This is a genomic window from Micromonospora sp. ALFpr18c, assembly GCF_008868155.1.
Classification (GTDB): Bacteria; Actinomycetota; Actinomycetes; order Mycobacteriales; family Micromonosporaceae; genus Micromonospora.
The window spans coordinates 1-18,593 of the sequence record NZ_WBKR01000058.1 but is presented as its reverse complement, the minus strand read 5'-3'; the positions used below and the strand labels follow the sequence as shown (position 1 = coordinate 18,593).

At 72.7% G+C, this 18,593-nt stretch carries 21 protein-coding genes and 1 pseudogene; 12 read left to right on the top strand and 10 right to left on the bottom strand.

Translation table 11 applies throughout. The annotated features are described in order from the left end of the window. Nucleotides 1–24 precede the first annotated feature (24 nt). On the top strand, nt 25–963 hold the full coding sequence (locus tag F8271_RS13300; protein WP_151490000.1) for a ribose-phosphate pyrophosphokinase: 939 nt from the start codon (nt 25–27) through the stop codon (nt 961–963). Between the two features lie 150 nt (nt 964–1,113). Here F8271_RS13300 and F8271_RS13295 read toward each other — a convergent pair whose 3' ends face one another. After that, complete coding sequence (locus tag F8271_RS13295) at nt 1,114–1,563, bottom strand: ATP-binding protein (RefSeq protein ID WP_151489999.1); 450 nt, start codon at nt 1,561–1,563, stop codon at nt 1,114–1,116. 120 nt (nt 1,564–1,683) lie between these two features. Here F8271_RS13295 and macS point away from each other — a divergent pair, with 120 nt between their 5' ends. Both macS and F8271_RS13285 read left to right on the top strand, forming a co-directional pair. Next, a complete protein-coding gene (gene macS, locus F8271_RS13290; protein ID WP_151489998.1) occupies nt 1,684–2,811 on the top strand; it encodes a MacS family sensor histidine kinase in 1,128 nt (375 codons plus the stop codon). Nucleotides 2,812–2,825: 14 nt separating this feature from the next. Further along, a complete protein-coding gene (locus F8271_RS13285) occupies nt 2,826–3,479 on the top strand; it encodes a response regulator transcription factor (RefSeq protein ID WP_151490008.1) in 654 nt (217 codons plus the stop codon). Between the two features lie 6 nt (nt 3,480–3,485). On the opposite strand, the gene F8271_RS13280 is transcribed toward F8271_RS13285, so the two are convergent. The 3 genes from F8271_RS13280 to F8271_RS13270 all read right to left on the bottom strand — a co-directional run bounded on the left by F8271_RS13280 (nt 3,486) and on the right by F8271_RS13270 (nt 5,939). Beyond that, a complete protein-coding gene (locus tag F8271_RS13280) occupies nt 3,486–4,058 on the bottom strand; it encodes a DUF5709 domain-containing protein (RefSeq protein ID WP_151489997.1) in 573 nt (190 codons plus the stop codon). 79 nt (nt 4,059–4,137) lie between these two features. Next, the gene (locus F8271_RS13275; RefSeq protein WP_225854500.1) at nt 4,138–4,881 is read right to left on the bottom strand and encodes an ATP-binding protein; all 744 of its coding nucleotides are present in this window, start codon (nt 4,879–4,881) and stop codon (nt 4,138–4,140) included. Between the two features lie 59 nt (nt 4,882–4,940). Then, nucleotides 4,941–5,939, bottom strand: a complete 999-nt coding sequence (locus F8271_RS13270) for an SDR family oxidoreductase (protein WP_151489995.1) — start codon at nt 5,937–5,939, stop codon at nt 4,941–4,943. A gap of 210 nt (nt 5,940–6,149) precedes the next feature. On the opposite strand from F8271_RS13270, the gene F8271_RS13265 reads away from it, so the two are divergent. Further along, entirely contained in the window at nt 6,150–7,349 is a 1,200-nt protein-coding gene (locus F8271_RS13265; protein WP_151489994.1) for a glycosyltransferase, read from the top strand. Here F8271_RS13265 and F8271_RS13260 read toward each other — a convergent pair. The 4 genes and pseudogenes from F8271_RS13260 to aroA all read right to left on the bottom strand — a co-directional run bounded on the left by F8271_RS13260 (nt 7,307) and on the right by aroA (nt 11,548). Then, nucleotides 7,307–8,208 (bottom strand): annotated as a pseudogene (locus tag F8271_RS13260) (hypothetical protein). The gene F8271_RS13265 and the pseudogene F8271_RS13260 overlap by 43 nt on opposite strands. 59 nt (nt 8,209–8,267) lie before the next feature. Then, entirely contained in the window at nt 8,268–9,086 is an 819-nt protein-coding gene (hisN, locus tag F8271_RS13255; protein ID WP_151489992.1) for a histidinol-phosphatase, read from the bottom strand. 28 nt (nt 9,087–9,114) lie between these two features. Further along, entirely contained in the window at nt 9,115–10,125 is a 1,011-nt protein-coding gene (gene rsgA / locus F8271_RS13250; RefSeq protein WP_151489991.1) for a ribosome small subunit-dependent GTPase A, read from the bottom strand. Nucleotides 10,126–10,246: 121 nt separating this feature from the next. Then, nucleotides 10,247–11,548, bottom strand: a complete 1,302-nt coding sequence (aroA, locus tag F8271_RS13245; protein ID WP_151489990.1) for a 3-phosphoshikimate 1-carboxyvinyltransferase — start codon at nt 11,546–11,548, stop codon at nt 10,247–10,249. Nucleotides 11,549–11,651: 103 nt separating this feature from the next. On the opposite strand from aroA, the gene F8271_RS13240 reads away from it, so the two are divergent. From F8271_RS13240 to rsrA, 5 genes are all read left to right on the top strand, one after another. Continuing rightward, complete coding sequence (locus F8271_RS13240) at nt 11,652–12,356, top strand: SOS response-associated peptidase (protein ID WP_151489989.1); 705 nt, start codon at nt 11,652–11,654, stop codon at nt 12,354–12,356. Between the two features lie 194 nt (nt 12,357–12,550). After that, nucleotides 12,551–12,943: a WhiB family transcriptional regulator gene (locus tag F8271_RS13235; protein WP_151489988.1), complete on the top strand. Its 393-nt coding sequence runs from the start codon at nt 12,551–12,553 to the stop codon at nt 12,941–12,943. 52 nt (nt 12,944–12,995) lie between these two features. Then, on the top strand, nt 12,996–13,616 hold the full coding sequence (locus tag F8271_RS13230) for an alpha/beta family hydrolase (RefSeq protein ID WP_151489987.1): 621 nt from the start codon (nt 12,996–12,998) through the stop codon (nt 13,614–13,616). A 243-nt stretch (nt 13,617–13,859) separates the two neighbouring features. Then, nucleotides 13,860–14,687 carry a sigma-70 family RNA polymerase sigma factor gene (locus F8271_RS13225; protein WP_151489986.1) on the top strand — a complete coding sequence of 276 codons (828 nt, stop codon included), beginning with the start codon at nt 13,860–13,862 and terminating at the stop codon, nt 14,685–14,687. Nucleotide 14,688: 1 nt separating this feature from the next. Continuing rightward, entirely contained in the window at nt 14,689–14,976 is a 288-nt protein-coding gene (rsrA, locus tag F8271_RS13220; RefSeq protein WP_151489985.1) for a mycothiol system anti-sigma-R factor, read from the top strand. A gap of 122 nt (nt 14,977–15,098) precedes the next feature. Here rsrA and F8271_RS34170 read toward each other — a convergent pair whose 3' ends face one another. Beyond that, nucleotides 15,099–15,173, bottom strand: coding sequence for a 50S ribosomal protein bL37 (locus F8271_RS34170; RefSeq protein WP_369814844.1), 75 nt, complete (start codon nt 15,171–15,173; stop codon nt 15,099–15,101). Nucleotides 15,174–15,394: 221 nt separating this feature from the next. Here F8271_RS34170 and F8271_RS13215 point away from each other — a divergent pair, with 221 nt between their 5' ends. Next, the gene (locus F8271_RS13215) at nt 15,395–15,616 is read left to right on the top strand and encodes a biotin/lipoyl-binding carrier protein (RefSeq protein WP_192580271.1); all 222 of its coding nucleotides are present in this window, start codon (nt 15,395–15,397) and stop codon (nt 15,614–15,616) included. Continuing rightward, nucleotides 15,613–16,122 carry a GNAT family N-acetyltransferase gene (locus F8271_RS13210; RefSeq protein WP_151489983.1) on the top strand — a complete coding sequence of 170 codons (510 nt, stop codon included), beginning with the start codon at nt 15,613–15,615 and terminating at the stop codon, nt 16,120–16,122. Before F8271_RS13215 ends, F8271_RS13210 begins: the two co-directional genes overlap by 4 nt. 12 nt (nt 16,123–16,134) lie before the next feature. On the opposite strand, the gene F8271_RS13205 is transcribed toward F8271_RS13210, so the two are convergent. Then, a complete protein-coding gene (locus tag F8271_RS13205) occupies nt 16,135–16,818 on the bottom strand; it encodes a TetR/AcrR family transcriptional regulator (protein ID WP_225854499.1) in 684 nt (227 codons plus the stop codon). Nucleotides 16,819–16,930: 112 nt separating this feature from the next. Here F8271_RS13205 and F8271_RS13200 point away from each other — a divergent pair, with 112 nt between their 5' ends. Beyond that, nucleotides 16,931–18,511 (top strand): MDR family MFS transporter, encoded by a 1,581-nt coding sequence (locus F8271_RS13200; protein WP_151489982.1) that lies wholly within the window; start codon nt 16,931–16,933, stop codon nt 18,509–18,511. Nucleotides 18,512–18,593: the final 82 nt, after the last annotated feature.

Here is an 18,593-nt window from a genome sequence, read left to right as displayed (position 1 = left end):
CCGCTTCGCCTACGATGTGCGAACGTGCGCGACATCGCCGTTTTCAGTGGAACCGCCCATCCCGACCTCGCCGCCGAGATCTGCGCCCACCTGGGGGTGCCGCTGCATCCGGTGCGGGTCTCCCGGTTCGCCAACGACTGTCTGGAAGTGCAGCTGCAGGCCAACTGCCGGGAGCGGGACGTCTTCCTGATCCAGCCGCTGGTGCCGCCCGTCCAGGAGAACCTGGTCGAGCTGCTACTGATGATCGACGCGGCGCGGGGTGCCTCCGCCGGCCGGATCACGGTGGTGCTGCCGCACTACGCGTACGCCCGCTCGGACAAGAAGGACGCGCCGCGGATCTCGATCGGCGCCCGGCTCGTCGCCGACCTGCTCACCTCGGCCGGGGCGGACCGGGTGCTCGCGATGACCCTGCACTCGCCGCAGGTGCACGGCTTCTTCAGCGTCCCCGTGGACCACCTGCACGCCCTGCGGGAGCTGGCTAACCACTTCCGGCGCTACGACCTCAGCGACACCGTGGTGGTCTCGCCCGACCTGGGCAACGCCAAGGAGGCCGCCGCCTTCGCCCGGCTGCTCGGCACGCCGGTCGCGGCCGGTGCGAAGCAACGGTTCAGCGACGACCTGGTCAAGATCAGCGCGGTGATCGGCGAGGTCGCCGACCGGGACGTCATCGTGCTGGACGACGAGATCGCCAAGGGCAGCACGGTCGTCGAGCTGATGGAGCACCTGCGCGGCCTGAAGGTCCGCTCGATCCGGTTGGCCTGCACGCACGGCCTGTTCTCCGGCGACGCGCTGCACCGGCTCAGCGATCAGGACGGCGTACTGGAGATCGTCTGCACCAACACGGTTCCCATCCCCGCCGCCAAGCGGGTGCCGAAACTCCAGGTGCTCTCGGTGGCTCCCGCCCTGGCCGAGGCGATGCGCCGGATCCACAACGGAGAGTCCGTCTCCGCCCTCTTCGCCTGACCCCGCGCCGCCCCGACCTCGCCCCGTCCCGTCCCGTCCCGCGATCTTGCAGTTTCTGTCCCCGTGATGGGCGGGTTTGCGTCATTCGTCGGGACAGTTTGTGCAAGATCGGAGGGGTGGCGGGCCGGGGTGGGGGCGGCCCGGCGTGGGTTAGCGGGACGTGTGGTTGGTGAGGGCGCTGGTGATGCGGACGGTCGTGCCCGCGGCGCTGGTGGCGACCTCCATGTCGTCGGTCAGCTCACGGGCCAGCCAGAGGCCCCAGCCGCCGGCCGTGTCGGGTGCCGGGCGGCTGCGGTCGCCCAGCCGCTGCGGGCTGATCCCGTGCCCGTGGTCGGCGACCTCGCAGACCAGTGCCCCCGGCTCCTGCCAGAGCCGCAGCCAGCCCCGCCCTCCGCCGTGCCGCACCGCGTTGGTGATCAGTTCGTTGATGGCCAGCACGAAGTCGTCCAACCGTTGGCCGGCCAGCCCGGAGGCGTGCGCGCAGGAGGTGACCGAGTGTCGAATCTCGGTCACCTGGGCCTGGTCGAAGGCCTCGGCGATCAGGAGGGATGGTTCGATGGGCACAACCGTACGCGGTGCGTGCGGATCTGCATTCGTCATGGCCCCGTCCCGACGGCGAATCTCGGAGTATTTCGCGGCATTTCCACCGTACGTCAGGGTTTCCCGAAGCGCACTCGTTGCCTACCGCGCGCGCGTCCCGGCTGTGGCATCCTGACCGCCATGTCGTCGCCGCCCGGTGGTTTCGAGGTGCCACTCTGGCGTGCCCTCGCGGTGTTCCGGTTCGCGTCGCTCGCGTACGTCTGCGCGCTCTCGGTGCGCGACGCCGACCGGTACGCCCACCCGTACGCCGCCGGCGCCCTGGTCCTCGTCATGATCGCCTGGACCGTGGCGACCGCCGTCGGCTACGCCCGTCCGGCCTGGCGGCGCTGGCCGCTGCTGCTGGCCGACCTCGGGGTGGTGATGGCCATCGTGCTGTCCACGCCCTGGGTGGTCGGACGGGAGGCGCTCACCCACGGCGTACCCACCCTGGGGGTGGCCTGGATGGCTGGCCCGGTGCTGGCCTGGGCCGTCGCCGGCGGCCGGCGGCGAGGCACGGTGGCCGCGCTGCTGGTCGCCGGCGCGGACCTGGCGACCCGCGAACGGGTCGGCCAGTCCTCGTTCACCGGGCTGATCCTGATGCTGCTCGCCGGTGTGGTGGTCGGGCACGTGGCCCGACTCGCGGTGGCCGCCGAGGAGCGGCTGCAACACGCGGTGGAGCTGGAGTCGGCCACCCGGGAGCGGGAGCGGCTGGCCCGGGACATCCACGACTCGGTGCTCCAGGTGCTGGCGCTGGTCCAGCGGCGTGGCGCGGACCTGCCCGGGGAGGCCGGCGAGCTGGCCCGGCTCGCCGGCGAACAGGAGGCCGCCCTGCGGGCACTGATCGCGGGCAACGCCCCGGCTCCCGGCGGGTCGGACGGCGACGCGGTGGACCTGCGGGGCCTGCTCGGCCGGTACGCGTCGTCGGCGGTGTCGCTCTCGGCCCCCGCCACGCCGGTGCCCCTGCCCCGACAGGTGGCCGGCGAGTTGGCGGCCGCGACCGGCGCGGCCCTGGACAACGTGGGGCGGCACGCCGGTGGACGGGCCTGGGTGCTCATCGAGGACGAGGGGACGACGGTGACCGTGTCGATCCGTGACGAGGGGCCGGGGATCCCGGACGGCCGGCTGGCCGAGGCCGCCGCGCAGGGCCGGCTCGGCGTGACCCAGTCGATCCGGGGCCGGGTCACCGACCTGGGCGGGACGGTCCGGATCATGTCGGTGCCGGAGGCCGGCACCGAGATCGAACTGACCGTACCGAGGACGCAGCGGTGACCCCGGTGCGCGTCATGGTGGTCGACGACCATCCGATGTGGCGCGAGGGTGTGGCCCGCGACCTGACCGAGGCCGGCTTCCTGGTGGTGGCGACCAGCGGCGAGGGGCGGCAGGCGATCCGGGTGGCCGCCGCCGCCCGACCCGACGTGGTCGTCCTCGACCTGCAACTACCGGACATCTCCGGGGTCGAGGTGATCCTCGGGCTGCGCGCGGCGCTGCCCGACGTACGGGTGCTCATGCTCAGCGCCAGCGGCGAACAGCAGAGCGTGCTGGACGCGGTCAAGGCGGGTGCCACCGGTTACCTGGTGAAGTCGACGGCGCCGGCCGAGTTCCTCGACGCGGTCCGTCGTACCGCGGCCGGTGACCCGGTCTTCACCCCCGGCCTCGCCGGGCTCGTCCTCGGGGAATACCGCCGGCTGGCCGCCGGACCGGGGCCGGGGGTCGACCCGGGCGACGGCGGTGAGCCGGGTACGCCCCGGCTCACCGACCGGGAGACCGAGGTGCTGCGGCTGGTGGCGAAGGGGATGTCGTACAAGCAGATCGCCCAGCGGCTCGGGCTGTCGCACCGCACCGTGCAGAACCACGTGCAGAACACGCTGGGCAAGCTGCACCTGCACAACCGGGTCGAGCTGACCCGGTACGCCATCGAACGCGGCCTGGACGACTGACCCGGCTCAGACCGAGCGCGGCGGTTCCGTCTCGTGGATCGCCAGCTCCTCGGCGGTCGCACCGCCACCGGCCGAACCGGCGTCGTACGCCACCGAGTCGGTCTCCTGATCGGTGTGCGCCCCCTCGTCCGGCTCGACCAGCCGACCGACCGTCGCGTCGGCCACCGTGCCGAGCTGGCCGTGGTCGTACAGCGACACCGGCGAGTTCGGGTCCGAGGTCGGCCCCGGGTCCATCACGTCGGCGTCCAGCTGGGCCTCCGCCGCGGCCTCCAGGTTGTCCGCCTCGAAGGCGATCTTCGGGTCGATCGTCCCGGCCAGCGGGTCGTCCGCCGGGCGTTCGTAGACCTCCCGGTCCAGCTTGTAGTCCAACGACTCGCCGTCGAGCTGCTCCTCGGCGGTGGTCCCGAAGCGGTCCACCGCGATCGGCGTCCGGTCACCCGGCAGCTGGGCCGGGTCCGGGCCGTCCGCCTCGCGCCCGGTGAGGACGTCGTCGTTGGCGGTCGAGTCGTCATCGGCGGTGTCGGGAAAACCCTGGGCCTCGGTGTCGGACACGGGGGTCGGGTACTCGTTGTCGCGCATGTCTGATCACTACCCGCTGCCCTCCCGCCGTAACCGGGCCACCGCCAGCCGAACCGGGCATCGGGGTGGGAAAGCCCCGTCAGCCGACCTCGTCGTCGGGGTGCAGCACACACCAGACGACCTTGCCGTCCGGTACGGCGCTGCTGCCCCACCGGCGGGTCACCGTGTCGATCAGCAGCAGCCCCCGGCCGCCCACCCGGTCCGGCGGGGACAGCCCCGCGAACGTCGGCCGCCGCGAGGAGTGGTCCCGGACCGCCAGGCGCAGGGTGCTGTCCTCGTGCGGGGCCAGCCGCACCGTCATCGGGGTGTGGGCATGCGCCACCACGTTGTTGACCATCTCGGTGACCGCGATGCACGCCGGGTCGGCGAGCGTCGGCACACCCCAGCGCTCGCACCCGGTGGTGACCAGCTCGCGGGCCTCCCGTGCGGCACCCACCGTCGGGGTCAGCTCGGCGGTGAGCACCGCCGCCAACGGAGTCTCGGCGACCGCCGCCAACGCGCCGTCCAGGGTCGACCAGGCCGGCACGCCCGCCACCGCGGCGCCCACCGGGTCGGGGCCGGCGACCGTCGGGTCGCAGAGCAGCAGATCCGCGGCCGGCCAGTCGGCAACCTCCCGGCGCACCTCGGCGAAGACGCCCCGCACGGCCGGGTCGGCGAACCGCAGCCCGGTCACGTCGACCACCACCGGACCGGGACGGTCACTGAGCCGCGCGAGCAGCGCGTCGCGGACCGTGCCCGCCGCGCCGGCATCGAGCACGCCGGTCAGCCGGACCACCGCCGACGACTCGTCGATCTCCACGAAGCACCGCACACCGGTCGACATGATCGCCCCATTGTGCGCGCCGGTGACGAGTGGCGCATCCGGTCGGTCGACGGCCGACATCAGCGCGCCAACCGGGAGCGCCGGTTGATCGCCGCCATCGTGCCGACCGCGGTGCCCGCGGCGGCGAGACCGAACGCGGCCGTCATCCGCACCAGCTGCCGACGCCGACCGTGCCAGCCGCCCTCCCGGCGCGCCTCGGCGTCGGTGCCGAACACGTTGCCACTGCTGTCCACCCGCGCGCCCGGACCGAACTGGGTGCGGTGGGCGTACCAGGCGAGGGTGCGCTCGACCAACGCCGGCGCCAGCCGCCACTGCAAGCCGACGAGCCGGGCGGCGCCGCCCGCGTACGCCTCGCGGCGTGGCCGGCGGAGCACCCGGACGATGGTCTCGGCGACCACCTCGGGCGGATAGACCGGCGGAGGTGGCACCAGCTCCCGGCCGGTGTGGTTGGCCGCGTGCCGGAAGAACGGGGTGTCGATGGTGGCCGGCAGGACGGTGCAGACGGAGATCTGCCCCCGCCCGGTGACCCGCAGCTCCTGCCGGACCGTGTCGGCGAGCCCTCGGATGCCGTGCTTGGTGGCGTTGTACGCCGACTGGTAGGGCATCGCCACCTCGGCCAGCACCGACGCGTTGTTGACCAGAACCCCGCCGCCGGCCGCTCCCAGGTACGGCAGCGCGGCCTTGATGCCGTGCACCGCCCCCAGCAGGTTGACCTCCAGCACCCGGCGGAACTCGGCGACCGGAATCTCGTCGAACAGGCCCACCGCGCTCACCGCGGCGTTGTTCACCCAGGCGTCGATCCGCCCGAACTCGGCCGCCGCCCGGTCCGCCAGCTCCCGCACCGACTCCAGGTCCGTCACGTCGGTCGGTACGACCAGCGCCCGGCCACCGAGCGCCCGGCAGCGCTGTGCCACCTGCTCCAGGGCCGGCTCGCTGCGGGCGGCGAGCACGACGGCGACGCCCCGGCGGGCCAGCGCGTACGCGGTGGCCGTACCGATCCCGCTGGACGCGCCGGTGATCACCACGGTCGAATCGTCGAGGCTGCGGGTCAACGGCATTCTTCAGCGGTACCCCCGCACGGGCCTGCTCATACCAGCGGAGGGTGGCAGATCATGGCGCGGGTTCTCATGATTGTCGTAGCGCAACCGTCGGCGGCACCTGCGGGGACTGTTCCCGATCTGCCAGGTTTCGACTCCGGGCCACCGGGTTAATGGGACGCTCGACCGGGAGGACCACCGCCGAGGGACAAGATCGCAGGGAGGTGACCCATGCGCGTCGGCCTCGTCTGCGCGCACACCAGCTCGTACCGGCACGCCGACGGCCCGCCGGTCGGCACCCAACAGCACATCGCGCGGGTCGCCGCCGAGCTGGCCGGCCGAGGCCACGACGTCCGGATCTACGAGCGCCGGGACGATTCCGAGCTGCCGGGGACCATGGACGTCGACGGCTATCACGTGCACCGGGTGTCCGCCGGGCCACCCGTCCCGCTGCCCACCGCCCAGCTGATCCCGCACGTCACCGAGTTCGGCCGCTGGCTCACCGACGAGTGGTCCGGCCCCTGGCGACCCGAGATCGTGCACGGCCACTACTGGGTCGGCGGGCTGGCCGCCGCGCACGCCGTCCGGGAAACCGACATCCCGGTGGTGCAGACCTTCCACTCCCTCGGTGTCGAGCAACTGCGGCACCTGGGCGGCCGGTACGACGGGCCGGGGGAGCGGATCCCGCTGGAGCGGGCGCTGACCCGGGCGGTGGACATCGCGGTGGCCCAGAGCAACGACGAGGTGGACGAGCTGACCCGGATGGGTCTGCAACGCAGCTCGGTGGCGATGGTGCCGGCCGGGGTGGACACCGACCAGTTCCACCCCGACGGCGAGGCCGCACCGCGCGAGCAGCGGTCCCGGATCCTCTCCGTCGGCGGGCTCGCCGCGGGCCACGGCCAGGATGACCTGATCCGGGCGATGCGGCTGGTCGGCGACGCCGAGCTGGTGATCGCCGGCGGGCCACCGGCCGAGGCGTTGGCCAACCACGCGGAGGCACGCCGGCTGCGAGAGTTGGCCGAGCAGGTCGGGGTCGCCGACCAGGTACGCCTGGTGGGCGCGGTGCCGCACGACCAGATGGCCACCTGGTATCGGTCGGCCGACGTGGTGGCCTGCACGCCGCACTACTCCTCGGCGGGGCGGGTCTCACTGGAGGCGATGGCCTGCGGGGTGCCGGTGGTCGGCTACGCGATGGGCGGTCTGGCGGACGCCGTCGTCGACGAGGTCACCGGTCGGCTGGTGCCCCCCGGCGACGTCCGGACGCTCGGTGTCTCGCTGCGTCGGCTGCTCGCCGACAACGCCGGCCGCTTCGCCTACGGCCACGCGGCCGTGGACCGGGTCCGCAGCAGCTACACCTGGGACCGGACGGCGGGCGCGCTGGAACGCCTCTACGAGCGGGTGGTGAGCCGCCGCAAGCCGGTCGAGGCCTGAGCGGTCAGGCCGACCGGCCGGCGCCGACCATGGCCGGATCCCGGCGGCGCGGCACCGACCGGTGCTGCTGGGGTTGCGCGTACCGGGTCAGCCCGATCACCGCGGCCAGAGTGACCAGGAAGCCCACCCCGGCCAGCCATTCACGCCCCGGCCAGATCTTGTCGTTGAGCAGCAGCAGGCCGACGATCGCCGCCGGCACCGCGCCGGCCGCGTCCATCGCGGCGACCGCGGCGGTCGTCGAGCCGCGCTGCATGGCCAGGCCGAGCAGCAGTTGGCCGACGATCGAGTGGGCGATCAGCAGGTAGAACAGCGGGTTGGCGAGGAACGCCTCGGCGGACGGCGCGGAGGCCAGCGGACGGGCCGCGACCGCGGCCGACGAGAAGGCCAGCCCGGCCAGCGAACCGAGAGCCACCGACCCGGGCGCGCCGTGTAACCGGACGGCGAACACGCCGAGCACCGCGATGACGGCCAGCGCCACCAGCAGGGCCACCGAGCCGGCGGTGCCGAGCTGCTTCGACGGCGCCGGTCGGGCGGCCAGCACCAGCGCGGTGATCCCGGCGAAGAGCAGGGCCAGCAGTGCCACCTCGGCCACCGGCAGCCGCCACTTCAGCACCACCACACCGAGGATGGCGGTCACCCCGAGCCCGGCCGCCACGCTGGCCTGCACCAGGAACAACGGCAGGTCCCGACGGGCCAGGAACGCGAGCACGAAACCGCCGATCTGGCAGCTCAACCCGACCAGGTACGTCCGGTGCCCGGCCAGCCGCAGCAGCAGGCCCGGATCGAAGGTGTGGTGCACCGTGGTGCGCGCCGCGGCGACCGACTGGAGCAGGTTGGCGAAGCCGTACGCGACAATCATCGCCGCGAGGAAGCACCAGCCGGAGGAGACCACCTGGCGAGGATAGAGGTTGCCGGGGGTCAGCGCTCGGCTGGTCGATCCAGCCGAGCGAGGATGTCGGCGTGCAGTGCACCGTTGGTGGCCACCACGCTGCTCTCGGTGCCCGGCTCGCCGGTCGGAGCCGGTCGACCACCCAGATCCGTGACCGTGCCACCCGCCTCCGTGATGATCGGCACCAGCGCCGCCACGTCCCACAGCGACAACTCCGGCTCGGCCATCACATCCAGTGCGCCCTCGGCCAGCAGCATGTAACCGTAGAAGTCGCCGTACGCGCGGCTGCGCCAACTGGCCCGCAGCAGATCGAGCATCGCGTCGAGCCGTCCGGCGCTCTCCCACCCGGTCAGCGACGAGTAGCAGACGCTGGCATCGGCAATCTGCCGCACCGCCGAGACGCCGATCCGCACGCCGGCGTCCGGGCCCGGCCCCGCGTACGCGCCGCCGCCCGCGCTCGCCCACCACCGCCGGCCCAGCGCCGGTGCGGACACCACACCGACCGCCGGCCGGTCGCCGTCGTACAACGCGATGAGGGTGGCCCACACCGGCACGCCCCGGACGAAGTTCTTGGTGCCGTCGATCGGGTCGACGATCCACCGGCGGCCGTCCGGGTCGCTGGCCGGCCGCGCGCCGTACTCCTCGCCGAGCAGCCCGTCGCCCGGCCGGTGCTCGGCCAGCAGCGCGCGGATCTCCCGCTCCACGGCGGTGTCCGCGTCGGAGACCGGGGTCAGGTCGGGCTTCGCCTCCACCCGCAGGTCGAGCGCCCGGAACCGGCCCGTGGCGATGGCGTCGGCCCGGTCGGCGAGCAGGTGGGCGAGAGCGAGGTCGTCGGCGTACCCGGTCATCCCGGCAACCTAGCCGACGCCCGCCGGGTCACTCGTCGGGCCCGCGCCGGTCACCCTCGCCCGGGCCGCGCTGGTCACTCTCGCCGCGCGCGTCACCCTCGCCGGCCCGGGAGGCGAGCAACCGGCGGTACGACGCCAGCCGGCGCGGATCGGCCTTGCCGGCGGCCACCCAGGCGTCCAGCCCGCAGTCGGCCTCGTCGGCCGTGTGCGGGCAGTTCGGTGGGCAGTCGACCGTGCCCTCGACCAGGTCGGGGAAGCCGTGCAGCAGGCTGTCCGCGGAGACGTGCGCCAACCCGAAGCTGCGGATGCCCGGGGTGTCGATGATCCAACCCGGGTCAGTGTCGACACCGGGCACCGGTGGCAGTCGCAGCGCCACGGCGCTGGTGGAGGTGTGCCGACCACGGCCGATGGCGCTGACCACGCCGACCGCGCGCAGGGCGTCCGGCACGAGACGGTTGACCAGCGTCGACTTGCCCACCCCGGAGTGCCCCACCAGCACCGACACCTTGCCGCTCAGCAGCGTGCGCAGGGCGTCCAGGTCGGAGTCGGGGCGGTTGAGCACGTACGGCAGCTCCAGCTCGGTGTAGTAGCCCAGCACCTCCTCCGGCCCGGCCAGATCGGCCTTGGTGAGGCAGAGCAGCGGCTCGACGTCCGCGTCGTACGCGGCCACCAGGCAGCGGTCGATGAACCCGGTGCGCGGTGGTGGGTCGGCCAACGCGCTGACGATCACCAGCTGGTCGGCGTTGGCCACCACCACCCGCTCCAGGCGACCCTCGGCGGTGGTCTCGTCGTCGTCGGCGGTGCGGCGCAGCACCGAACGGCGCTCGGCGATCCGGACGATGCGGGCGAGGGCACCCTCCGCGCCGGACGTGTCCCCGACGAGGCTGACCCGGTCACCCACCACCACCGACTTGCGGCCCAGCTCGCGGGCCCGCATCGCGGTGATCGTGGGCAGCTCGGCCCCGACCACGCCGCGTTCGGCTCCGGCCAGCACGCACTGGTATCGCCCCCGGTCGACGGCGATGACGAAGCCGTCCACCGCGTCGGCGTGCTGGGGTCGGGTGCGCGTACGCGGACGCGACGACTTCCCGGGCCGGACCCGTACGTCGTCCTCGTCGTACTCCCGCCGTCTGGTCGCCAGGACCTGTCCTCTTCTCGCCTCAGCTCTTGCCGGTCACCATCGCTGACCATAGTGCCGGGAACTCGGGCATGGTCTTGGAGGTACACCCCACGTCGTCCACCTCGATGCCGGGCACGGCGAGCCCGGCCACCGCGGCGGCGTGCGCCATCCGGTGGTCGTGGTACGTGCGGAAGGTCCCGCCGCGCAGCGGCCGCGGCCGGATCTCCAGGCCGTCCGGTGTCTCGGTGATGTCCGCCCCGAGCCCGCCGAACTCTCGCGCGAGCGCGGCGAGCCGGTCGGTCTCGTGGCCCCGGATGTGCCCGACGCCGGTGAAGACCGACGGCGAGTCGGCCAGCATGGCCAGCGCGGTCAGCACGAGCGTCAGCTCGCCGACGTCGGAGAGGTCGGCGGTCAGGCCGTGCACCACGCCGGTGCCCCGCACGGTCAGCCCGTCGGTGGAGAGGGTGACCTCGCCGCCCATCCGCTGCAGCAGCGAGCGGAGCTGTTCGACCGGCTGCGCACTGCTGTGCGGCCAGCCCTGCAGGGTCACCTCGCCGCCGGTGACCAGGGCGGCAGCGAAGAACGGCACGGCGCCGGAGAGGTCCGGCTCGATCTCCCAGCCGCGCCCGGTGAGCGGGCCGGGCTCGACGGTCCACACGTCGGGCGTGGAGTCGTCGACCGCCGCGCCGGCGGCCCGCAGCATCTGCGCGGTCATCCGCAGGTGCGGCGCGGAGGGCACCGGCGGGCCGACGTGGCGCACCACGACGCCCCGGTCGAAGCGCGGGGCGGCCAGCAGCAACCCGGAGACCAGCTGGCTGGAGGCGGACGCGTCGATCACCACCTCGCCGCCGGTGACCCGGCCGGTGCCCAGCACGGTCAACGGAAGGCTGCCGGAGCCGGTGACGTCGATCCGCACGCCCAGCGAGCGCAGCGCGTCGACCAGCGGACCGAGCGGCCGGGTGCGGACGTACGGGTCGCCGTCGAAGGTGACCTGCCCGTCGGCCAGGCCCGCCACGGGCGGCACGAACCGCATCACCGTGCCGGCCAGCCCGACGTCGACGTGCGCGGGGCCGACCAGCGGGTGCGGTCGGACCAGCCAGCGCTCGTCGTCGCTGATCGACACGTGCGCGCCCATCGCCCGCAGGCCGGACGCCATCAGCTCGGTGTCGCGGGCGCGCAGCGGCCGCGCCAGCGTCGACGGGCCGGCGGCCAGGGCGCTGAGCACCAGGGCGCGGGCGGTCATCGACTTGGAGCCGGGCAGGCGCAGTGTCACCGCCACCGGGTCGGACGCGGTCGGTGCGGTCCACGGCTGCGGTGGCCGGGTCGCGGTCAGGTTCCCCACGGTTACATTCTGCCGTGTCGGCCGGTGCACGGCGTCGGTCGGTGCTCGTACTCCCGGTTGGCGGCACAGTCGACGGGGCCCTCGGCGGGTTAGCGTGGGCACCATGTGCGGCAGGTACGCGACGACCCGGAGCTCCGGCGAGCTGAGCGCGCTGTTCGAGTCGTCCGACGACACCGACGGCCAGGTGCGGCCGGATCACAACGTCGCGCCCACCGATCCGGTGCCGCTGGTGCGGCTCACCCCGGAGGGGCACCGCAGCCTGTGCGTGGGCCGCTGGGGGTTTCTGCCGCACTGGTCCCGCTCGGCGGCGGGGGCGGCCCGGATGATCAACGCGCGGGCCGAGACGGTGGCCACCAGCCGGGCGTACGCCGGGGCGTTCGCGCGCCGCCGCTGCCTGGTCCCGGCCGACGGCTGGTACGAGTGGGTCCGGCTGCCCGACGGCGGCCGGCAGGCGTACTACATGACCCCCGCCGACGGGTCGGTGCTCGCGCTGGCCGGCATCTGGTCGGTCTGGGAGTCCGGCACCGACACCCGGCTCACCTTCAGCGTGCTGACGACGGCGGCGCTCGGCGAGCTGGCCGAGGTGCACGACCGGATGCCGGTGCTGCTGCCGTCGCAGCGGTGGTCCTCCTGGCTGGCGCCGACCGACGAGCCGGACCATCTGCTCGCCACGCCGTCGCCGGACTGGCTGGCCGGTCTGGAGATCCGTCCGGTGGGCCCGGCGGTCGGCGACGTCCGCAACGACGGTCCGCATCTGACTGCCCGCGTGCCGATGGAGCCGGCACCGCAGGAGTTGACCCTGTTCTGACGACCACGCATCGTCGGGCACCGATTTGCCAGGGTTGCGCGTGATTCGTCTCCTGGCCGTTCAGCCATGTTCCCGGCAGCCCCTTGTCCCGGCGTCCATAAGTGCGATAGAACACAGCGCCGGTAGTGGGTGTCGATTCGCACGGGGCGGACGACAACCATCGATCTTGCCGGTCCCACGGGGGAGGTGGGTGGATGACACGGGCACGTATGCCCCGCCCGCACGAGGTGGCCGCGGCGCAGCGAGATCCGAGACTGCTGCGGGCCTTGCGGGAAAGGCGGCAGGACGACGCATGGCGCACCAGAGGCACCTGCCAGAGCGTCGATCCGGAGACATTCTTTCCGGCACCGAACGAGCCGGCGGACGCCGCCGTCGCACTGTGCCGCACATGCGACGTGCAGGGGTCCTGCCTGGCCTGGGCACTGGAGGTCGGTGACTGCCACGGCGTATGGGGCGCGACCACGCCCCGCGAGCGCAGAGCGATGCTCGTCGCCTGGCGCGGCGAGGTCGAACCGGATCCAGCCGCCGCCGACGAGGCGGGCCCACCGGTACGGGACCGCCTGCTCACCCTGGTCCCGCTGAGCTGACCATCGGCCCGGTCGCCGCCCGGCCCGCGGCGGGGCGGCGCAGAATGGGCCGGTGCCGCTCAGCGACCAGATCGACACCCCACGCGGGCCAGCGCGGATCGACACCGACCTGCCAGCCCGGCCGTACGCCGCGCTGCTGGTGCTCGGGCACGGCGCGGGTGGCAGCGTGGACGCGCCCGACCTGCTCGCGGTGCGCGACGCGGCGGTCTCGGCCGGCCTCGCGGTGATCCGGGTGACCCAGCCCTACCGGGTCGCCGGCCGCCGCGCGCCGGCCCCCGCCGGCCACCTCGACGAGGCCTGGACGGCGGTGCTCGCCGCCGTGCTGCGCGACCGGCACCCCGGCGCTGCGACGCTGGTGGTCGGCGGTCGCTCCAGTGGCGCGCGGGTGGCGTGCCGGACGGCGCACGCGGTGGGCGCGGCCGGTGTCGTGGCGCTGGCGTTCCCGCTGCACCCGCCCGGTCGCCCGGAACGCTCCCGGGCCGCCGAACTGGACACCGGCCTGCCGACGCTGGTGGTCAACGGCGACCGCGACCCCTTCGGGGTGCCGCAGCCCGGGCCGGCCGTGCACGTGGTGACCCGTCCGAGGGAGACGCACGACCTGCGGCGGGATCCGGCCGGCACGGCGGACGTGGTGCGGGACTGGCTGCGTACCCGGGGCTGGACGGCCGACTGAATCGGCGATCCTCGTTCCGGCGGGCCGGGGGGACCGTGTCCGGTGCCGGGCGCGGGTCGTTGCATCCGATGGTGCCGCCAGACCAGTTCCGGACGGGCGGTGCCGACCCTCCCAGGCCCTTCCTGGTCCCAGCGCCGGCCGCCCGTCGGGGCCGGGACCAGGAACGGGAGAGGCGGCCGGAATGCCCCACCCGTCATCTCGCGTTACTACCCCCGGACGACTTTTCTGCGAGGGGGGTGACCGGTGCCGACCGAGACACGGATCCGGGAACGGGACGAAAGGGATGCCCAGCAGCTGAAGCGGCTGTTGGACGCTCCGGAGTGGCCCGCGACGGTGGAACCGGGCGGGCTGGACGCGGTGAGCGCGGGCACACCGGCCGGAAGTGAATCTGTGGCCAGGTCCGTGCGCGTATCCTCGGCGGGAAAGCATCCGACGCGAGGGGATGTGCGGTTGACCACCGAGAAGACGGACGAGCGCAGGGCCCGGTTCGAGCGGGACGCGATGCCATTCGTCGATCAGCTCTACGCTGCTGGGCTGCGGATGACACGCAACCCGGCGGATGCCGAGGATCTGGTCCAGGAGACCTACCTGAAGGCGTACGCCGCCTTCCACCAGTTCGAGCAGGGCACCAACCTGAAGGCCTGGCTGTACCGGATCCTGACCAACACCTACATCAACTCCTACCGCAAGCGGCAGCGCCAGCCCATCCAGGCGCCCACCGAGGAGATCACCGACTGGCAGCTCGCCGAGGCCGAGTCGCACACCTCCAGCGGTCTGCGTTCGGCCGAGACCGAGGCGCTCGACCGGCTGCCGGACAGCGACGTCAAGGAGGCCCTCCAGCAGTTGCCGGAGGAGTTCCGCCTGGCCGTCTACCTGACTGACGTCGAGGGCTTCTCGTACAAGGAGGTCGCCGACATCATGGGCACGCCGATCGGCACCGTGATGTCGCGTCTGCACCGCGGCCGTCGTAATCTGCGAAAGCTGCTCGAGCGCTACGCCTCGGAGCGGGGCTTCAGTGCGGCCCGCTCGTCGAAGGGCTCGACCGCTGCCGCTGCCGGCCGGGAGGTGTGACGTGAGCTGTGGGGAGCCGCACGAGACGGACTGCCGCGAGGTGCTCGCGGAGGTTTACCTCTACCTGGATCTGGAGTGCGCCGACGAGCGGCGCACGCTGATCCGGCACCACCTCGACGAGTGCGGGCCCTGCCTGCGCGAGTACGGCCTCGAGCAGGAGGTCCGTGCGCTGGTCGCCCGTTGCTGCGGCAACGAGACCGCGCCGAACGAGCTGCGCGAGCGGTTGCGGGTCAAGCTCACCGAGCTGGTGGTCTTCGAGACCAGTGAATCCCGCGAGCTGGCCGACTGAGCGTCGGCACATCTGACGGACGAAGCCGGTGGCCCGGGTCGATGTCGACCCGGGCCACCGGTGTACCCGGTGTCCGCCGGGCTCGGGCTGATCGGTGACGGGCCGTGGCCCGCCGCGCCGACTCAGGAGTTGGGACGCTTGCCGTGGTTCGCGGCGCTCTTCTTACGGGCCTTCTTCTTGCGGGACTTCTTCGCCATGCTGACCTCCTCGTGATGGGTCGGATCCCTCGTGCGCACAACCTCGGCGCCCGTGCACCCTCCGGCCGCCCGGCGTCGGGTCCGACCCGCTGATGGTAGTGCGGTCGACACGCGCCGCCTTCCCCAGGGCGGGCGCGGCAACCGGGCCGCACCGCTCCGCGCCCACCGTCCGCTGCCGCATGATTGGATACGTCGGCAGGCACATCGCGAAAAGGGAGGGCCTGGACATGGCCGAGGAGATCCGCGCCGAGATGGTGGCGAACGTCTGGAAGGTCGTCGCGTCGACCGGTGACACCGTGTCCGAGGGCGACACCCTGGTGATCCTCGAGTCGATGAAGATGGAGATCCCGGTCGTCGCCGAGTCCGACGGTGTGATCGAGCAGCTCGTCGTCAACGAGGGTGACGTCGTGCAGGACGGTGACCTGATCGCGGTGATCGGTTGACCGGCGTGCTGGTCCGGCGCGCCGAGCCGGGCGACTTTGCGGCGGTGGCCCGGCTGACCGTGGCCGCGTACGAGGCCGACGGTCAGCTCAAGGGCGAGCACGGGTACGCCGTGGTGCTGGCCGACGTGTCGATTCGCGCTGCCAGTGGCGAGGTGCTGGTCGCGGTGGACGAGGCGACCGGCGCGGTGCTCGGCTCGGTCACCTTCGTGCTGCCGGGCACGCCGTTCGCCGAGTTGTCCGGGCCGGGCGAGGCGGAGTTCCGGATGCTCGCGGTGGACCCGGCCGCGCAGGGGCGTGGTGTCGGCGCGGCACTGGCCCGGGCCTGCGTGGACCGCGCGGTCGAGCTGGGCTGCACGGCCGTGGTGATCTGCGTCCGGGCCGGGATGGCCGCCTCGGCGCACCGGCTCTACGAGCGGCTCGGATTCGTCCGGTTGCCCGAGAAGGACTGGTCGCCGGAGGAGGGTGTGGACCTGCTCGGCCTGCGGCTGGAGCTGCCCCGCGGCTGAGCCGCCGGTCGGTCAGCCCTGCGGGCTGCCCGAGCTGGCCGGTGTGGCGCTGACGTCGGGCTCGGCGTCCTCGCCCGGCTTGGCGTCCTCACCCGGGTCGGCGTCCTCACCCGGCTTGGCGTCCTCGCCCGGCTCGGAGCCGATGGCGGCCAGCAACTCGTCGGCCACCTCCAGGGCGAGCCGGCGGCGTTCGTCGTCACTGATGTCCGGCGCGCGGACGGCGAACCAGCTGGTGTGCACGGCGAACAGCGACAGCGCGGCGCGCAGTTGGGCGGCGGGGGAGTCGTCGCCCCGGCAGAGCGCGTTGGCGAGCTGCATCATCCGGCCGCGCATCTGCTGGCCGGAGGCGAGGCTCTTGAGCACCGTCTGGTTCTGCTCGAAGAAACGCATCACCGTGGGCAGGTCACCGGCGAACATGGTGTCGGCGTACCGGGAGATCAGCTCACGTCGGGTGGTCAGGATCGCGGGCTGCGACTCGGCCCACGCGGTGAGCGCGTCCATCTTCTCCAGCCGGTCCTCGACGAAGCTGGCGACGATGTCGTCCTTGCTCTTGAAGTGGTAGTAGAGGGCGGCCTTGGTGACGTTGAGGCGCTCAGCGATCTCCCGCAGCGACGTCTTCTCGTACCCCTGCTCGGTGAAGAGCTCGAGCGCGACGGCCTTGATCCGCTCCCGCGTCCCGCCTGTGCTCTCCCTCACCCACGCCCTCCAATTGGTTTGACTGTGACTTGCTACCCAACTTACCGTGCGGCTAGTAAGGTGACTAGCCGGGCGGCAAGTAAGTATGGCAATCCTCGGGGGGAGCTTACCCATGACTCAGGCAACCCAGGCCGGCGCACGACCCAACGTACGGGTCGTGCTGTTCGGTTTGATGATCGCGATGATGCTCGCGATGCTCGACAACATGATCGTCAGCACCGCGCTACCGCGGATCGTCGGCGAGTTCGGCGGGCTCGACCACTTCACCTGGGTGGTCACCGCGTACGTCCTGGGCACCACCGTCTCCACCCCGATCTGGGGCAAGCTCGGTGACCTCTACGGCCGCAAGTCGGTCTTCCTCACCTCGGTCATCATCTTCCTCATCGGCTCCGCCCTCTGCGGCATGGCCGGCTCGGGGATGTTCGGTGGCCCGCAGGACGGCATGGTCCAGCTCATCGGCTTCCGGGCCGTGCAGGGCCTGGGCGCCGGCGGCCTCATGGTGGGCGTGATGGCGATCATCGGCGACCTGGTCCCGCCCCGCGAGCGTGGGCGCTACCAGGGCATGATCGCCGGCATCATGGCCATCGCCATGGTCGCTGGCCCGCTGGTCGGTGGCTTCATCACCGATCACCTGTCCTGGCGCTGGGCGTTCTACGTGAACCTGCCGCTGGGCGGAGTGGCGCTGCTCGTGCTGATCACCACGATGCACCTGCCGAAGTACCGCACCGAGCACCGGATTGACTGGCTCGGCGCCGGGCTGCTCTCGGTCGGCATCACCGCGATCGTGCTGATCACCACCTGGGGCGGCAGCCAGTACGCCTGGGCCTCCGCGCAGATCCTCGGCCTGGCCGTGCTGGCGGTGCTCGCGTTGGTGGCGTTCGGCCTGGTCGAACGCCGGGTTCCGGAGCCGATCCTGCCGCTGGGGCTCTTCGCCAACCGCAACTTCGCGCTGATCTCGGTGATCGGCTTCCTGCTCGGCTTCGCGATGTTCGGCGCGATGAACTTCCTGCCGCTCTACCAGCAGACCGTGCAGGGGGCGTCGGCCACCAACAGCGGTCTGCTGCTGCTGCCATTGATGTTCGGCATGCTGGTCGTCTCGCTGGTCATCGGGCGGGCGATCACCAAGAACGGCAAGTACCGGGCGTACCCGATCATCGGTGGCGTGGTGATGACCGCGGGCATGGTGCTGCTGACCCTGCTCGACACCGGCACCAGCAAGGTGGAGTCCTCGCTCTACATGGTCGTGCTCGGCGTCGGTATGGGCTTCCTCATGCAGACCTCGATGCTGATCGCACAGAACAGCGTGGAGCAGAAGGACCTGGGCGCGGCCAGTGGCGCGGCCACCTTCTTCCGGTCGATCGGCGGTTCGTTCGGCATCTCGCTGTTCGGCGCGATCTTCGCCAACCGGCTGGCCGACTCCGCCGCGGGCGACGCCTTCGGTGGCAAGGCCGGGGCCGAAATGGACCTGGAGATGCTCAAGCAGCTGCCCGCCCAGGCGCGGGAGCTGGTGCTCGGCGGTCTCGCCGACGCCATCTCGCACGTCTTCCTCTGGGCGGTGCTGTTCACCATCGTGATCCCGGTGCTCGCCTGGTTCATCAAGGAGATCCCACTGCGCACCGCCAACGAGGCACCGGCGCAGGCCACCCCGGAGGAGGAGGCCGAGATCGCCCTCGGCAAGGCCCCCGTCGCCTGACCAGAAACCCCCGCCAAGCGCCGCGTCGACCTCCGGGTCGGCGCGGGGCGGGGCGGGGGTTAGCGGCGATGGGTTAGGCGGT

Excerpts from the sequence above, each read along its gene's own strand:
- F8271_RS13280 (WP_151489997.1), bottom strand. The coding sequence starts at position 4,058 with ATGCGCGACAACGAGTACCCGACCCCCGTGTCCGACACCGAGGCCCAG.
- hisN (WP_151489992.1), bottom strand. The coding sequence starts at position 9,086 with ATGACCGGGTACGCCGACGACCTCGCTCTCGCCCACCTGCTCGCCGAC.
- macS (WP_151489998.1), top strand. The coding sequence starts at position 1,684 with ATGTCGTCGCCGCCCGGTGGTTTCGAGGTGCCACTCTGGCGTGCCCTC.
- F8271_RS13295 (WP_151489999.1), bottom strand. The coding sequence starts at position 1,563 with ATGACGAATGCAGATCCGCACGCACCGCGTACGGTTGTGCCCATCGAA.
- F8271_RS13270 (WP_151489995.1), bottom strand. The coding sequence starts at position 5,939 with ATGCCGTTGACCCGCAGCCTCGACGATTCGACCGTGGTGATCACCGGC.
- F8271_RS13240 (WP_151489989.1), top strand. The coding sequence starts at position 11,652 with ATGTGCGGCAGGTACGCGACGACCCGGAGCTCCGGCGAGCTGAGCGCG.
- F8271_RS13200 (WP_151489982.1), top strand. The coding sequence starts at position 16,931 with ATGACTCAGGCAACCCAGGCCGGCGCACGACCCAACGTACGGGTCGTG.
- F8271_RS13235 (WP_151489988.1), top strand. The coding sequence starts at position 12,551 with ATGACACGGGCACGTATGCCCCGCCCGCACGAGGTGGCCGCGGCGCAG.
- F8271_RS13265 (WP_151489994.1), top strand. The coding sequence starts at position 6,150 with ATGCGCGTCGGCCTCGTCTGCGCGCACACCAGCTCGTACCGGCACGCC.
- F8271_RS13285 (WP_151490008.1), top strand. The coding sequence starts at position 2,826 with ATGGTGGTCGACGACCATCCGATGTGGCGCGAGGGTGTGGCCCGCGAC.
- F8271_RS13275 (WP_225854500.1), bottom strand. The coding sequence starts at position 4,881 with ATGTCGACCGGTGTGCGGTGCTTCGTGGAGATCGACGAGTCGTCGGCG.